This window comes from Sulfitobacter noctilucicola, assembly GCF_000622385.1.
GTDB classification, from domain to species: domain Bacteria; phylum Pseudomonadota; class Alphaproteobacteria; order Rhodobacterales; family Rhodobacteraceae; genus Sulfitobacter; species Sulfitobacter noctilucicola.
This window is the reverse complement of sequence record NZ_JASD01000008.1, coordinates 1,876,573-1,892,544: the sequence shown is the minus strand read 5'-3', so window position 1 is coordinate 1,892,544 and position 15,972 is coordinate 1,876,573. Positions and strand designations below refer to the sequence as shown.

The following is a 15,972-nucleotide window of genomic DNA, read 5'->3' as shown; positions in this document are numbered from 1 at the left end:
TCTAGGGTACTCAAAACATGACTGATCTTCCCCAGCCACGGCGGTTTAGCCAACGGCTTGCGCTTGTTCTTGCAGTGATCCTTGTTGTTGTCGGTATGTTGAACACCATGCCGGAAATCGCAGGCCTTCAGGACTGGGCGCGAGATGTTACCGGAATCAAGTTTTTCCGCGTTTCCAGCTTCCCTCCCGAGTACCTCTACCCACCGATTTTCGTGTTGATGATGGTGATTGTGGCGCTTGATGCCAGCATCTATCGCGCCTGGCGGGATACAAACCCCTCGCGGGCCTGGTTGGGCGCTTTGCTGGATGGCGGTCTTGTATTTGCGGCGGTTCTGGCTGCCGTCGGTTTCTGGGTAGAGATCGATTCCGTATGTCTGGTTGACCAGCTCACCGGTGAAAGGGCACGGCTGATCAAAGAAGCGGCGGAGCGGTCTGCCAACGTGATACCGGGCATGAGCTTTGATGCGGAGGTACCATCGTGCCAAGCACGGTTCGGTGTCTGGATCATCCCGTTGCTTTTCACCATCATCACTCTGTTTTTTTTGTATAATATCCGCGTCTGGGGTGCCCCGCTGGTGGCGGTCGCGAGCGTCGTCGTGATCTATACGGTTGCCACCGCATTGATCTGGGTGTTCGACTTGAGCACCAACAACTTTTTGCTGACAAAACTGGGGGCCGATGGCGGTGATGCCTTGGCCGCCGCCATTCAGAAAAGCACCAACATTTTCATCACGCCCGACGGTTTCATGGGGCGGTTCATGGACATTATCGTCAATCAGGTTTTCCCCTATGTAATCCTCGGCGCATTGTTCGGCTCTTCGGCTGGTGGCACATCGCTTATCAAACTGGCTGTACGTATGACGCGCAATCTGCGCGGGGGTCCTGCCCATGCGGCCATTGTGTCCTCCGCAATGTTTGGCACCATAACCGGCGGACCTGTGACAAACGTGCTGTCAACTGGACGGCTGACCATTCCGATGATGCGCCGCAACGGTTTCAGCCCGCAGTTTGCTGGTGGTGTCGAAGCGGCAGCGTCATCAGGCGGGCAGATCATGCCGCCGGTTATGGGTGTTGCGGCCTTTGTTTTGGTGGCATTGACCGCAGTTCCCTATACCAAGGTGATTACAGCCGCTTTCCTGCCAGCGGTCTGTTTCTTCTTTTCGATCTTTCTCGCGGTTATGTTTCAGGCCCGGCGCGAAAAAGTGCAGGCCATGCGGGAAGTACCGGATGATCTGGTTATGGTGCGGCAGGACTGGCTTAACCTGATTATCATCTGCGTCCCGATCTTGACGATCCTTTGCCTGCTTCTGGGCAGCAAAGATGCCATCGGCTCCGGCTTTCTGGCTTCCATTCTGCCCAGCGGCGTTACACAGACGCTGGTGAACGGCACTGGCGATGCTGTGTCGGCTGGATGGTGGGCTGTCGCGGTCCTGTTGCCGCTGCTGTTCCTTGATCCTGAAACACGCGCTGCGCCGTCGAAGGTTCTGGTTTCTGTTGCAGAGGGCGGCATCCTGATATCGCGGCTGTTTTTGTTGCTATTTGCGGTTTCGATCATATCTGCCTTTCTGAATGAAAGTGGCCTTACGGGGGAGCTGACCCGCTCCGTCACGGCATGGCTGGAGAACGCGACACAGATTACCCTTTTTGGAGTCGAGGTCGAGATTGTCGGTGGGGTCTATCTGATGCTCGCACTGGTCTGCGCGATGTTGTGTTCAATCCTGCTGGGCATGGGCATGCCCACGGTGCCTGCCTATGTGAATGTTGCCCTGCTTTTGGGGCCACTGCTCGCCAATCTTGGTGTCAGCTTTTTCACAGCGAACATGTTTGTCTTCTATTTTGCAGTGGCCTCCGCGATCACACCGCCAGTGGCAATTGCCGCTTTTGCTGCCGCCTCGATCACCCGGACAGAGCCGATGCGCACAAGCATTGCCGCCCTTCGTGTCGGTGTGGTGATGTTCACCATCCCGTTCGTTTTTGCATGGTATCCCGAGCTTTTGCTGATCGAAGAAGCGGTGACAATCACTGACGCTGCGGGAAAGCGGAGCCTGATCGAAGGATACACAGGCGTTGTTGATTGGCCTGCCCTGGCCTTTCTAGGCGCAAGGCTTGTGATTGCGCTGTATCTTCTTGCCTCTGCGCTGGCGCGCTTTGACCTTATCGCCATCAGCAAGTTCGAAAGCATGCTGCGGATTGCTGTAGCGGTCCTGATCCTATGGAAATCGCCGGTCATCATGTGGATCGGGCTATGTATCGCGCTGCTGGTTCTGGGCAGGCAGATCATTGCGATGCGCCAGAGTTCAACGCGCGCTGCGTAGCCTTTCCGAGGTTTTATACCCTGACCTAATATCAAGCGACTTGGACAGACGGGGCCGCAAGAGCGCATACTTTATGCTGTCTTGCGGCCCTCTTCGATCAAGCAGCGTTTGACCAACCGGAGACGAAGCTGCGCCAATCGGGATAATCGCCCCGCGCGTAGGCCTGACCAATTGCGACCCAGTCAATATCATAGAGGGGTGCCGTCGGAGCGGTGTTACCGCCATAGGTAATGACGCGCTGGCCTTCGTAGAAACTATCAAGCGACTGCGTCCAATTCTCGCCCTGCCAATGAAGCATCATCGCCCCTTGTCGGGGTTTGTATTCTGCCGTGAACAGCGTTCCGAACCCCTCACCGTAGCGGTCTTGTCGTAAGGGATGCGCCAAGAAGTCTTCTACAAGGCTGGCAGGTATCGGATCAGCGTCCAGAACCGATTTGAGGTGTGCTGCGCGTTTATGGGTCTGAGTGAAGTCACCGCGATCCGGTGTCGAGCCATCGTTTTGATGGTTCGTAGCGATGGGAAGCGGTTGTTCTTTTGCCCCTCCTCCGGCGTAGACCTCTACCGAAGCTGCATTACCACCGGCATCCGCCACCAGAATGTTGTAGCACATATGCGACGGGACACGGTGAAGGGCGGCCAAGGCATCATCGACGTTTTCGCAGGTCTCCAACACATACCTCAGGATCGTGGTAATCCCGAAGCCCTCACCTGTTTCCTGCCGGCCCCCGTAGGCCAGCGCAATGGACAGTCCCGCCTCATTGATGCCGTCGGAGAGCCCCCAGAGAAACTCGACCATCCCCATTACCTTTTTGCCGCGCCATGCAGTGTGGAGCAAAAGCCCCTCATTCAGGTCAGGCGACAGGTCGTAGTTGCGGACCAAGCGTATATCGTCGGCGGACACCGCGCAGGCGAGTGAGCAGCCTCCCAAATAGCTCGGCGGGCACCAAGTGGAGAGAAAGCGTGCGGCCCGATCACCCCCGCCTGCAATAGCCACAAGCCGGTCGTAGGTTTCGACCAGTTCCGGCATGTGGCTTTCGAGCGCCTCTGCGCAGGCCTGACGAGATGGTCCTGCATCACCGCCGCGGGCCACGAACCATGGCTCATACGCGGGCCATGAACGTGCCCAGCGCGCCGCCCATTTCGGACCGGGTGTTGCTTCGGAAACAGCGTCGAATGTCAAAGAATGGTAAGTCATATCAAACCTTTGAGGTTGAGAGTGATTTGAAAAAGCGCAGCATTTCTGCGGTAGCATCGGGACCTTTGGGATCTGCATAAGAGCCTTTAGCATTCCCGCCTGACCATGCATGGCCAAGCCCCTCTATCTGCCAGTATTCGGCAACAGGCCGCCCCCTCGCATCAAGTGATGTCATCGCGGTAAATGCGCGGCCTGCGGTGGTGCCTTCCGTTACGATCTGGGTCTGTGGACCTTTCACGCGGTTTAGCGCGTCATCTACGATCTGCTCGCCGTTTGACATTTTCACTGTGGCATCACTTGTGCCGTGGAAGATGATCGTTGGCACCATTTCGCCGTCGCTCTTGGCGGTTCGTCTGGTCGCGCTGCCACCCATTGCAGCAAAGGCTTCGTTCACACCACGTGCACAACCGTAAGGAAGGCCCGAATGAACCCCGACGCCACCGAAGACATCAGGGTATGTCTCCCCCAGGATGACGGCCATAGCGCCACCCGCGGACAGCCCTGCCACGAAGCATTTTGCCTGCGGAACGCCATGCGCCTTAGCAATCCCTGCCGTCAGACCAGCAAGGATTGCCGGCTCACCGCTGCCACGTTTCTGATCTGCACCACTGAACCAGTTCCAGCAGGACTGTGCGTTGTCACCGCGCGATTGCGCCGGCAGTACCACGGCAAAACCAGCTCCCACCGCCGCGTTGACAATGCCGGTGCCCGTCGCAAAATCTTCGGGTGTTTGCGTGCAACCATGCAGCATCAGCAGGACGCCCTCTGCTCTGCCTGCCGGAACGTGTACCAGATACTCACGCGTACCAGCGCGGCAGCTGTAGCGCTTGCGGCCTGCCCCCTTTTCAGCATTCTGTGCGCCCTGTCGTCTTGGACGAATGCCATCGGTGTTTGATGGTAGCAAACCATGCTGGCCCAGTGTTTTCTGTATCAGCGCGGTTGCATCCATGAGGGTACCAGCGCGCGTGTTATCCATAGCCCTGCGCAAAGCGCGGGCGTTCTTGATCATCATGATCGTCTTCCTTTCAAGAAGAATGTTAGGTTATCCGGTCTGCAAGCGCCGCCTTGACGTCCTTGCTGGCCTGAAGCGCGCCCAAGACGGTTATCGAACCGATGGTTTCAAGGGCGAGCTCCGGTGTCACGTCTTGTGCTATACGGGCCAGACCCACGACCCGAACGTGCAGCATCTCGCCTGCGTTTCTTAACGCTTCGAGGTCCGCGACCGTATAGTCGCGCAGGCCCAGTTCCATCGTATGCCGGTCTATTGTTTTGGATACTTCAGCTTCGTGGATATCAAGCTGTTTGCGGATCGCCGTCCGGATCAGGTCACTCCGGTTAGAGTAAAACCCCTCCTGCACCAGCAGGTCGATCCTTCCCAGATCAACAAAGCCAAGGTTGATTGTTATTTTCTCATTATCGGGCTGTTTGCCCCGAAGGCTTATCACGTTTGACATCAGATTCTCCATCCATGTGGATGGTATATAGATGCCGCAAGGCTGCGCGCAAGCCGAAAGAGGCCGATATTCTCACGATGTATCATTGCTAAGAATGTTGGAGAGCGTGCTCTTAAAGGCTGAACGCCTCGATATCTGTGTTCGGGGGAGCACAGCAAAAGTTGTATATGTGCTACAGTCCGGAAGCGGAGGAAGTGCGGTCTTTGTAGCCTGTCTGGATAGAATGGCCTTGGAACCAAGGCCCGACATTCGGCGATGGTTCTGGGCTGGCTGGTGCCCACCTCGGTATGATTTGACAAAAAAAGCTGCATGAAAAGAGTGACTTGGGACCCGGCTGAGTTTACCCCCGTCTGGAGCATGGTCAGAACCGGATCAGCGGCGGGCAACTCAAGCCGTTTGAGTTCAGCTTCAACTCCGCCAAATAGCCTCGATACCGCAGTAAAACATACGCATAGATGTGGGCGTGTGGATGTTAAATCTTCAACTACGGATTGATTGTACCCCCGCTGTCTTTTATCAACTTTACCTAGAACAATGCTGTCCGAAAAACGGATGCCGCGTGTTGAGGCACGGATACGAAAACAAGAATCTAATTGTGTAGGTGAGTGGTGACATCACGTTTAGAAATATTTCTCGTCGTGTTGTGCCTTGGCCTCACAGGTAGCTGGTATCACGCAAGCGTTGATAATAACACCAAGGTCGCCGACCGCGAATTCCAGCGACTGTCAGACGCCGGTGTTCAGGTGCTGCGCGCCAGGCTTTCCACATATCTTCAAAGCATCAACGGCATTGCCGCCTACGTTGCATCGGCCGACAAGGTAACCGAAGACAATTTCGAGACATATGTCGAAACCCTTCAGGTCAGAGAGAAACTGCCAAGCATCGGCGGTCTGGCTCTTGTCGTAGGCATTTCCGATGAAGAGCTTTATCCTTTTGTTCGCAAAATGCGCATGGAGGGGCGGCCAAACTTTACGATCAAGCGGCGCTCGGACAGCGATCAGCACTACATCCTCAAGTATGTTGAACCAAAGGTAACAAACCAAAGCGCAATCGGTCTTGATCTTTCGTTTACGACTGACCGTGCAGAATCCCTTGAGCGCGCAAAGGCGACGGGGCAGCCCCAGATGACACCGCCTGTGCAACTTGTAACGGCCGACAAGCGGGTTCTCGGCTTTGTGCTTTTTACGCCAATATTTGTGCATGACGATGTCGGCGACCCGGGTGAGTTCAAAGGCTGGGTGAGTGCTGGCTTTGTCTCGCACAATCTGATCGACGGCCTGACCGCAGGGCATGGGTCAAGCTTTACCGTACGTGTATATGATGGCCCCTCAGCAGAAGACGGGGAATTGATCTACGACGTTGGCGACAATACGGAAGAGGCGGGACAGTACGCGGCGACCTATCAGATTGACCAGTTCGGCAGAACGTGGACGCTTGCCTATTCAAGCACGGCCAGTTTCGATGAACGTTTCCACACCTACCAGCCACTTGCCGTTTTGATTGCCGGTCTTGCCCTCACGGCGTTTCTTGTGATGGTGCTGCGCAGTTTTCGCAGACAGTCAGCGTCTTTGGCGGAGATTGCGAAGCTACGTGCGAAACAAATCACTGCGCGCGAAGAAGAGAATAAATCGATCATCGAAAACGACGTGACATCGGTTCTCTTGCTCGATGATTCAGACAGGGTTCGGTTTGCCAACCTCGCTGCGCAGAATTGTTTTGGATACACGGACGCCGAGATGCGGGGAATGAGGTTTTCCTATCTTGCTTCGCAACTGCCAGTTCCGACCGAGACGCACAATGCAATCGGAAACAGCAAAGATGGTCGCAGGCTCGAGCTGGATTTGCAGCGCAATGACTGGATTGACAGTGAGGGAACAGCATCAACGACTGTTATCCTTCGCGACCTGACAAAACAAAATAACGCACAGCGCGATCTGACACGCAACAAGGCGCTTTATGACATGGCGTTGCAAGGCGCAGAGATTGGCGTTTTCGACATTAATCTTACAACCGGAAAGTCCGAAGTATCCGAGACATGGTGCCGGATCATGGGGTTTGACGACAATTGCGGAGGCTTGGACACCCAGAAGCTCTTTATGTCGCGCATCCATCCTGATGATGTAGCTGTTCTTGCCAAGGCTGACCTGGACTGTATCGAAGGGCGGACCGAACGCTCGATTGCTGAATACCGACTGAAGAACCGCGAAGGCGGATGGTCGTGGATGCGGTCAGATGCCGTGATCGTTGAACGTGACACTGATGGCACTGCCTTGCGCATGATTGGCACGCAGACCGACGTGACCGGCCTTCGACACGACAGAAACGCGCTGGAGGCCAGCGAGAAGCTTTTCCGGCAGGTCTTGTCAAACGCCCCTATCGGCATGGCGATGACGAATGACAAAGGCGACTTTATTGGTGTGAACGCAGCTTTCTGTCAGCTTAGCGGCCGCAGTGAAAAGGACCTTCTTCAGAACGGCCAGCTTGCCGACCTGATCCCACGGGAACACCGCAAGGCGATGTACATCGCCGTCACAGATTTGATGAAGGAAGGTGAGTCGTCCGTTTATACTGGTGAACACCGTATCATCTGCGCAGGAGATCGCGAACGCTGGGGCCTTCTGAACATCTCTTGGTCTTTCGACAAAAACGAAGGCACCAACCTGTTCATTACTCAGGTGATCGACATCACAGAGCAGAAACGACTGGCCCAGTTGAAGGACGAATTTGTCTCAACCGTCAGCCATGAACTGCGCACCCCGCTAACCTCTATCAAGGGTGCTTTGGGGCTTTTGACGGCCTCCAAGGACCTAGAGTTGAGCAAAGGGAACGCACGTCTGATCGAGATTGCCAGCTCTAACGCCGAACGCTTGACCGATCTTGTAAACGACATCCTTGATCTTGAGAGGATTGCCTCGGGAGAGATTACCTTCGACATCGAAGATGTTGATCTTGGCGAAGTGATGGAGAACACCGAACGTGAAATTCTCCCATTTGCTGTGACGCACGAAAACACACTGAGATTTGAGGTTCAGGAAGAACCGCTTGTCATTCTTGCGGATGCGCGCCGTACCAAGCAGGTTTTGGCCAATCTGATTTCCAACGCATGCAAATATTCCGACACAGGCAGCGAAGTCATCGTCAGGGCGGAGCGTATCGACAATCAGGCGATTGTTTTTGTCCAGAATACCGGACCGGGCATCCCCGACGCTTTCCGCTCTCGGATCTTCGAAGCTTTCTCACAAGCAGACAGCTCCGACACACGCGCCAAAGGCGGCACCGGACTTGGGCTTAATATCACAAGACAAATTGTGCTCAGACACGGTGGAAAGATCGGGTTTGAAAGCATTCCGAACGGCTTGACGGTTTTTTGGTTCACCATTCCATTGTCGAACAAGGCAGGGAAGTCCCAGACGTATTCGCCCAGACTAACGCTTAGACCGCTTGATGTGCCTTCCTTGTTGCATATCGAGGATGACAGCGATTTTGCCGAAGTCGTATCGGGTGCGTTGAGTGGCGTTGCTGATATTCAAAACGCCAGTTCGCTTGCAGCTGCGAAAAAGGCAATCTGCGCGGGTCACTTTGACGTCGTCCTATTGGATTGGACCCTGCCAGACGGTGATGCCAATACCCTTCTGGATGAAATCATCGAGCGTCAGCCACATGCCCGGATCGTTGCGTTGTCTGCTGATGCAGACCGGAAATACGATTCTCGTCTCTTTGCGAGCCTCGTCAAAAGCCGTGCCGGCATCGCAACACTCGTCTCCGCTGTCGACTTCGATGGATCAATCGCCTCATAGTTGCGGCGGATTATATACCGCCCAAAGTTCGTGCAGACTTGGACATAATACCGCCCAGTTTCATCTGCATATACTTGGCATAAGGATTTAACAAAAATGCGGTCTACCAGTCATTGGTGGGCGTATGTTTTGTAAAAGCAGGTGAATCGATGGCACCGGAAAAACAGAAAAATGAAGTTGCTCTAGCCGCACTCAGCGGCTGTGGTGTTGCAGCTGTCTGGTACGCAGCTTCTACTGCGTTTCTGACCGGAACATTGGGCAGCGTTCTACCGGCGGGCGGCGCAATCGCGGTTGCCAGCCTGTTGCCGACATATATCCTGCGTCGCAAAGCGAAAGCCAGTTCTGCAACCGAATTACTGTCAATGTCCCAACGGCTTGACGCACTGAACAAGCACGCCTGCATCAATATCGTGAACGACCAGAACGCGCTGACAGAAGTTAATGACAGCCTGCTCTCCCTCACTGGATATTCGCGCGAAGAATTGATCGGTCAGCAAGTTCGTGTGCTGTATGACGACCCTGCGAAGAACAAGGCCGACGAGGTGCGCGGGTTTCTGGAACGCGGGAAAACATGGCAGGGCGAGACGCAGCTGCGCCACAAGGACGGTAGTGTCCTGTTTACACATGCAACGATCATGCCGCTTTTTGACGAAGATGGAAATTGGTCCGGTTCGATTTCCGCCCGTACCGATGTCACGCAAGCGCACGATCTGATCACGGAACGGCAAACGACACAGACGCTTAACGAGCTGCGGGACGACATCTGGATTGTCGATTCCGAGACGGAGAAGTTCAGCTATATGAACAGGTCCGCCAAGGGTCGCTTGTCGATGAGCGAAGCAGAGTACAAATCGAAGAACCTCAGTGACCTGAACCATGATCAGGAAATTGAAGAGGTGCTTCAGGCCTGCCGCACACTGCGTAAGAACGGCGGATCCAGCACACAGTTCAAAGCGAGTTTGCTTGGTGTACCTATGCACGTCAGCGTAAAGTTTTTGCCCGGTGGTGCCGGAACGGGCCGCTATCTGATCCTGTTTAACGATATCTCTGAACACCTTGAGCAAGAACAGCAAAAATCTGCGTTCATCTCGACGGTCAGCCACGAGCTGCGTTCACCGCTCACGTCGATCAAAGGCGCGATGGGTCTGCTTTTGTCCGGTTCAGCCGGTGAGCTGCCTGACAAAGCCTCTGCCCTTCTTGAAATTGCGCATAGAAACGCGGATCGCTTGATCCTTATCATTAACGACATTCTCGACCTCGATAAGATTTCCAATGGACAGATGGACTTTGATATCAAAGAGGTAGACTTGGCTGAGCTGGTGCAGGAGACAGACACCGCGAACGCGATGTTCCAGCAGCGGTTCGGTGTGGAGACTGTTCTGCAGGGCGTCGACGCCCCTGTGATGATGCATACCGATCCGAACCGGATCATTCAGGTTTTGACGAACCTTCTATCAAACGCTTACAAATTTTCATCACCAGGCAGCAGCATTACAGTCAGTGTCGAAGACGACGCCGAACAGGTACGCATTGCTGTCAAGGACAGTGGTCAGGGTATTCCCGCCAACGAGCAGCACAAAATCTTTGACCGCTTTGCAGACATGACAAACTCTGACCGTGCGTCCAAGGGCGGTACAGGTCTGGGGTTAAGCATTTGCCGAGCTATCGTGGAGAACCTTGGCGGCTCGATCGGATTTGAAACAGAGGTTGGTGTCGGCACCACGTTCTTTTTCACCCTGCCCAAGGTTCTTCCTGATATGATAGCGGCTGATAACAGCGACACAAAACAAATCGCCTGATACGAGGGGCACGTAATGATTAAACTTCTTCATGTAGAAGACGACGCCGACATCCGTGAAATCGCCGAGATGGCTTTGGGCCTTTCAGGCGAATTCGAGATCGTTCAATGCGAGTCCGGAGAGGCAGCGCTTGCCAAGGTCGAAAGCTATACGCCCGATGTTGTGCTGCTGGATATGATGATGCCCGGCATGACCGGTCGTCAGACACTTGAGCAGATGCGCAAGAAGGCTGCGTTTGCCGACATCCCCGCGATATTTATGACCGCACGCGCCCAGCACGCAGAGATTGAAGAGTTGCTTGATACTGGTGCTGCTGAAGTGATTAGCAAGCCCTTTGATCCGATGACCCTTGGGGACCAGATCAAAAATGCCATCGGACGCGCGGACTAAGGCGTCTCGCGTCGACTGGTCTGACTAAAATGTGATGATTTCAGAACAAAGCCGCCCTTGAGGCGGCTTTATTGTGCAGCGTCCTGCAGCAAATCCTGGCTTGCCGATACAAATCTGTCGAGGCTCTCCATGACCTCCACACAGACTGGCACAGGCGTTTGATGAGCGTGGGAGACATACTGAATAATGTCGCCTTCGCAGTCTCGTGCGATCTGCCCCAAAGATGCAAACCCAAGTGAACCTGCGCTTCCTGCGATCTGGTGCAAAATGCCTTGAGCTTCGGAAAGTTGGTTACGCACCACGTCGGGATCGGAAGCTTCCCAAGCGGTCAATGCGCACTGCGCTATTGCCCCCTGTCGGGATTGCAGAAGGTCCAGAAAGCGCAGTTTAATCCGTTCGATACCCGGCAACGTCTCGTTCAGGTCTTTCATGCGCGGTGCTCTGTAATCCAGAGATCGTTCATAGCCCGCTCGTGCCTTACACTGGCGGCTTCTGCGGATGCGTGGGCGACCCCTACCGCTTCCATAACCGAGCTTTCGGATTTCCAGATCAGGCGGACGGCCTCTCCGGCGCTGACGCGCACATAAAGCTGCTGGCCAGCGTTATCATAAAGTTCTGTTCTGGACAGAGACAGGTTCACCGCGTCCATCAGATTGGACATATTCGGGCGCCATCCGCTTTCGGTTACACAAACGAATGTCCCGTTGCCGGCATAAGCCATCAGGAACTCATACTCTGCCAGCGTATCCGAAATTACCTCGGATACGTCGGAGATAAGGCTGGCGAACTCGAAGGCGGACATCGCGGCGTGATGCTCTTCGATTTTGCGGATCGTGAAGGCAAAAGTGGACGACCCGAACAGCGCGCCGCGCGCAAGTTGCGCCACGTAGTTCTGCATGGCCGTGTAATCAATAACCTTGTCCACATCGTAAACAGAGATCGGCTCGTGAAGGCCTATAGTGTGAGCGACATCTTCGGAGTGTTGACCTGCCGAAAGTCCCTGTGTTGCAAAGATCTTTCGCGTGCGGGATTTACGCGCCTGCACCAATCCTTCGACAAGGGCAAGACGTGCCTTAAGCTCTGGGATTTCAAACGGTTTTGTGACGTAGTCGGTCGCGCCAGCCGTAAAGGCCGCATCAATGTAGCGTCTGTCCGACATGGCCGTCAGCATAAGGATCGGTGTGTCAGCATAGCGCGTTGTCTCGCGGATCGCACCGGTCAGTTGTATGCCATCCATATGCGGCATTTGAATGTCAAAGAGAAAACAATCAAAAGTTCCGGTGTCAGGCGCATGCACGAGATCAAGCGCTTCAGGGCCGGACTGCGCTGTCATCAGTTCATGCTCGCCAATTATGCTGACGAACTGGGTCAGCAGCTCAAGAATGATCGGATCATCATCAACGGCCAGAATTCTCATTTTTCTCTCCACTACACCCTCTTGCTTCGCAAGTGTGGTTATGCCTGTTCGCTACCCTCTACCTGAACGCGAAACGTGGCCAAATTTGGGCGTTTCGAAACAATCTCCTGCAAATTCATCAGATTGTTCACCTGACATCACTGCATTGGCTCTTACTTGGGCACCTGAGTGAGTTCTTTGTCCAACCTGGCAAAAAGGTCGTTCTCATCGTCTTCTGTCAGATCACCCAAGCTGCCGGAAGCATCTACGAAGACCCGAAGCATGTCGCCTGCCGAGATACCGGACCACAGCCGCTGTGCAGCAATTGCAGAAAACTGCGTTTCGGGCGGGACAGGTACGCCCGTGGCACCCACATCCCAGATTTTGGCAAGCTTACGGTTGAGGGCGGCGCTTAAGAAGTCACGCTCATGGCGGTTCCGGTCCATGATGACACCGACGAAACGGCCCCGACCTATATATGCCAGTCGCGCGTTGTAGTTCTTGAGCATGTCCACTGCGGCTTTGCCGATCAGATCAAGACAGGTGCGGAAGGCAGGCGTTCGGACAGAACGGTATATGCCGCGCAGACCGATCACCTCGAAACTGAACATCGTCATTGCGAAACAGCCCGCCCGGTAGCGTAGAAGCTCGTTCTCCAGCGCCAGCGCGTTGCACATTCCGGGAATAGCCAGATCAAGCGGTTCTTCGAAACGGATTTTCATCCGTTCTGTCAGTTCCCGCATGGTGTGGCTGGAAACCGCGAGGCTCTGGTTCAACATACCGGCCATGTTTACCCGCGCCTTCAGCTCGTTCTGGTTAAACGGCTTGAGGATAAAGTCAGTGGCCCCTGCCTTGAACGCGCGATCCATCAGGCCGATTTCAGCACTGCCCGTAATCATTAGGATTGGTGTGGAAACATACCGGCTGGATTTCCGCAGAACTTCGCAAAGCTCTACTCCGTCCATCCCGGGAAGCATGATATCAAGCAACATACAGTCGTATGTCTCTTCCTTGCTGTCCAGCGCGGCCAGACCGGCTTCTGCGGATGCATACATATCAAGGCGGAAACCGTCCTCTTCACGCAAGGTCTCCGAAAGAAGTTCCAGCATTAGCGGGTCATCATCCACTACGAAGATATGCATAGCGCTCGTTTCCTTTTGTTATTCGGCGCATTTTACCTGGGCGTCGAAGTTGTCGGTCTATAGGAAACCCTCTCCGCGACAAATCCATGACGTGTTTGAGGAAAGAATAAGACAACTTATAATAGAATTTTGGAATTGCCATTGCAAGCATTTCGAACCCGTCGATGGCCTGATCACGCTACCGCTGCGTCTGTCCGCGTACCTATAGATCCCAAAGCACGCTGCGATGCCTTCCAGAATGTTGCATCAAAAGATGGCAACTCTTTAACGGAAGAGAGTCCTTTTTTTACCTCCTCTCACATTTGAGTGATTGCTCAAATGCACCATTGAGCAATCACTCAAAAACTCCTATCTCTGCCCCATCGTAAAACAGAAACCTGAAAGGAAAAATCATGGCGTCCTTCAAAATCCATACGATTGAATCTGCACCCGAGGCGGGCAAGCCGCTTCTGGAAACATCTCTCAAGAACAATGGCCGCATTCCGGGCCTTCACGGCACTATGGCGGACGCGCCCCCACTGCTGGCCGCGTATAACTTTGCCCACCAACAATTCATGGCTACTTCACTTACAGATGAAGAAAAAACAGTGGTTTGGCAGACAATCAACGTTGAGAGCGACTGCCACTACTGTGTGCCTGCCCACACCGGTATCGCCAAGATGATGAAGATCGATGACGCGATCACCGAAGCATTGCGCAACGAGACACCACTGCCGACAGACAAGCTCGAAGCGCTGCGCACTTTTACGCTCGCTATCATCCGTGACCGTGGTTTTGTATCTGATGCTGAAACGCAGGCATTTCTGGATGCGGGTTTCACAGAAACCAACATTCTTGAGATCATTCTGGGTGCTGCGCAGAAGCTGATGTCGAACTACACTAACCACTTTGCGAAGACACCGGTCGATCAGGTGTTTGAGAAATTTGCGTGGGAAAAGAAAACAGCAGTCGCGGCTGAATGATCAGTTGCCGGGGTGGTCTTCGGCCTGCCCCGGCTTTCGCCTGCATGGCAAGTTACTTTGCCGTCACGCCTTGTTGTCGCCAAAATTAATCTGACCGACGCTTGGGACCTTCACAGATAAACGACTGTCAGCCCAGCGCATTGCAGAAGACGGTGCCAGCCACTACCTGCACGTCTAAGTATATGTTCGCCCCCCGCTCCGCTCACTCGTTATCGATGAACACTGACACGCGGAGAAACCGGATCAAAACGAAAGTAGATGACCATGACTGAACCGCTCCGTATCGATATTATTTCTGACGTGATGTGCCCTTGGTGTATCATCGGCTATCGCCAGCTTGCCGATGCGCTTGAGGCATCCGGCACAGAGCATGAAATTCACTGGCACCCCTTTTGAACTGAACCCGCAGATGCCCCCCGAAGGGCAGAACGGGTTCGAGCATATCGCCGAGAAGTACGGGGCCACGCGTGCCCAGTCCGTTGAAAACCGTGCGCAAATGACAAAGCTTGGTTCCGATTTGGGGTTTGATTTCCGGTGGACAGAAGACTTTCGGATGCACAACACTTTCAACACCCATCAGCTTTTGCATTGGGCCGAGCTTCAGGGACGCAAGCACGACCTGAAGTTGGCGCTGTTCGAGGCGCACTTCACAAACGGACGCGATCTGTCAGATGATGAAGTATTGGCTGATGTTGCAGGCGACATCGGCCTTGATCGTGAAGAGGCAGTACAAGTGCTAGATGACCAGCGTTTCGCAGCTGAAGTCCGCAACGCGGAGACTTTTTGGCAGCAGCAGGGCATCTCTGGCGTTCCTGCCATGGTCTTTGACCGTCAGCATCTTGTCACCGGCGCGCAAGGCGTAGAGAATTATACCAGTATTTTGTCTCAACTGGCAGATTTGAAAGGTTGAACCATGGCCCGCGCTGCGAATTATGATCGGGATGCCGCACTGGATGCAGCCATGACCATCTTCTGGCGCAAAGGGTATCATGCGACTTCGCTCAAGGATCTGGAAACAGCGCTCGCGATGAAGCCCGGCAGCATTTACGCGGCCTTCGAGAACAAGGAGAACCTTTATCTGCTGGCGATAGAGCGGTACTTCGACTTCTCGCGCGAAGGTTTTCGCGCCCAAATGGCAGCTGCAAAGTCACCCCTCCAAGGTCTGGCTTCGCAGTTCAGCAAGTATGTCGAGCTGGCTGATGGCGATCAATCACGTCAAGCCTGCATGCTGATGAAAACATTGGTGGATACCAATTCGACAGACCCTACACTTGCCAAGGCCTCCCAGACTTATCTCGATCAGATGTGTGCCGAGTTCGAAGCCGCTTTTGAGGCAGCGAGAGATGCGGGAGAAATCCCCGCAGACGCAGACGCAAGCCGGCTTGCAAGACGGTTTCAAGCCAACATCACGGCCCTGCGGGTCGAGCTGCAACGCGGCGGTGACAAGTCGCACATACAATCACTCGCTGAAGATATGGCGACCGAAACCATGCAGTTGGGCGCAGGCTCGTCCCTTCACTAA

Annotated in this window: 12 protein-coding genes and 1 pseudogene; 7 read left to right on the top strand and 6 right to left on the bottom strand. The window is 54.3% G+C overall.

Annotated elements, in window-relative coordinates; all coding sequences use genetic code 11:
* Window positions 1-17 precede the first annotated feature (17 nt).
* Entirely contained in the window at window positions 18-2,315 is a 2,298-nt protein-coding gene (locus tag Z946_RS0112915; RefSeq protein WP_025056151.1) for a TRAP transporter permease, read from the top strand.
* A 97-nt stretch (window positions 2,316-2,412) separates the two neighbouring features.
* Here the strand turns inward: Z946_RS0112915 and Z946_RS0112910 are convergent, their stop codons facing one another.
* The 3 genes from Z946_RS0112910 to Z946_RS0112900 are packed head-to-tail and all read right to left on the bottom strand — an operon-like array spanning window position 2,413 to window position 4,964.
* Window positions 2,413-3,510, bottom strand: a complete 1,098-nt coding sequence (locus Z946_RS0112910; protein WP_025056150.1) for a C45 family autoproteolytic acyltransferase/hydrolase — start codon at window positions 3,508-3,510, stop codon at window positions 2,413-2,415.
* 1 nt (window position 3,511) lies between these two features.
* The gene (locus tag Z946_RS0112905) at window positions 3,512-4,522 is read right to left on the bottom strand and encodes an extracellular catalytic domain type 1 short-chain-length polyhydroxyalkanoate depolymerase (protein WP_025056149.1); all 1,011 of its coding nucleotides are present in this window, start codon (window positions 4,520-4,522) and stop codon (window positions 3,512-3,514) included.
* 25 nt (window positions 4,523-4,547) lie between these two features.
* Window positions 4,548-4,964 (bottom strand): CopG family transcriptional regulator, encoded by a 417-nt coding sequence (locus Z946_RS0112900; RefSeq protein ID WP_025056148.1) that lies wholly within the window; start codon window positions 4,962-4,964, stop codon window positions 4,548-4,550.
* 608 nt (window positions 4,965-5,572) lie between these two features.
* On the opposite strand from Z946_RS0112900, the gene Z946_RS0112895 reads away from it, so the two are divergent.
* The 3 genes from Z946_RS0112895 to Z946_RS0112885 all read left to right on the top strand — a co-directional run bounded on the left by Z946_RS0112895 (window position 5,573) and on the right by Z946_RS0112885 (window position 10,950).
* A complete protein-coding gene (locus Z946_RS0112895; RefSeq protein WP_037969717.1) occupies window positions 5,573-8,761 on the top strand; it encodes a CHASE domain-containing protein in 3,189 nt (1,062 codons plus the stop codon).
* 149 nt (window positions 8,762-8,910) lie between these two features.
* Entirely contained in the window at window positions 8,911-10,560 is a 1,650-nt protein-coding gene (locus tag Z946_RS0112890; RefSeq protein WP_025056146.1) for a PAS domain-containing sensor histidine kinase, read from the top strand.
* 15 nt (window positions 10,561-10,575) lie between these two features.
* A complete protein-coding gene (locus Z946_RS0112885) occupies window positions 10,576-10,950 on the top strand; it encodes a response regulator (protein WP_025056145.1) in 375 nt (124 codons plus the stop codon).
* Window positions 10,951-11,018: 68 nt separating this feature from the next.
* Here the strand turns inward: Z946_RS0112885 and Z946_RS0112880 are convergent, their stop codons facing one another.
* From Z946_RS0112880 to Z946_RS0112870, 3 genes are all read right to left on the bottom strand, one after another.
* The gene (locus tag Z946_RS0112880) at window positions 11,019-11,381 is read right to left on the bottom strand and encodes an Hpt domain-containing protein (protein ID WP_025056144.1); all 363 of its coding nucleotides are present in this window, start codon (window positions 11,379-11,381) and stop codon (window positions 11,019-11,021) included.
* Window positions 11,378-12,367, bottom strand: a complete 990-nt coding sequence (locus tag Z946_RS0112875; RefSeq protein WP_025056143.1) for a response regulator — start codon at window positions 12,365-12,367, stop codon at window positions 11,378-11,380. The genes Z946_RS0112880 and Z946_RS0112875 overlap by 4 nt, the downstream gene beginning before the upstream one ends.
* A gap of 152 nt (window positions 12,368-12,519) precedes the next feature.
* Window positions 12,520-13,488 carry a response regulator gene (locus Z946_RS0112870; protein ID WP_025056142.1) on the bottom strand — a complete coding sequence of 323 codons (969 nt, stop codon included), beginning with the start codon at window positions 13,486-13,488 and terminating at the stop codon, window positions 12,520-12,522.
* A 392-nt stretch (window positions 13,489-13,880) separates the two neighbouring features.
* Between Z946_RS0112870 and Z946_RS0112865 the strand changes: the two genes are divergently transcribed.
* From Z946_RS0112865 to Z946_RS0112855, 3 genes and pseudogenes are all read left to right on the top strand, one after another.
* Window positions 13,881-14,450 carry a carboxymuconolactone decarboxylase family protein gene (locus Z946_RS0112865; RefSeq protein WP_025056141.1) on the top strand — a complete coding sequence of 190 codons (570 nt, stop codon included), beginning with the start codon at window positions 13,881-13,883 and terminating at the stop codon, window positions 14,448-14,450.
* Between the two features lie 258 nt (window positions 14,451-14,708).
* A pseudogene (locus Z946_RS20715) lies at window positions 14,709-15,360 on the top strand (DsbA family oxidoreductase).
* 3 nt (window positions 15,361-15,363) lie between these two features.
* Window positions 15,364-15,972, top strand: a complete 609-nt coding sequence (locus Z946_RS0112855) for a TetR/AcrR family transcriptional regulator (RefSeq protein ID WP_025056140.1) — start codon at window positions 15,364-15,366, stop codon at window positions 15,970-15,972.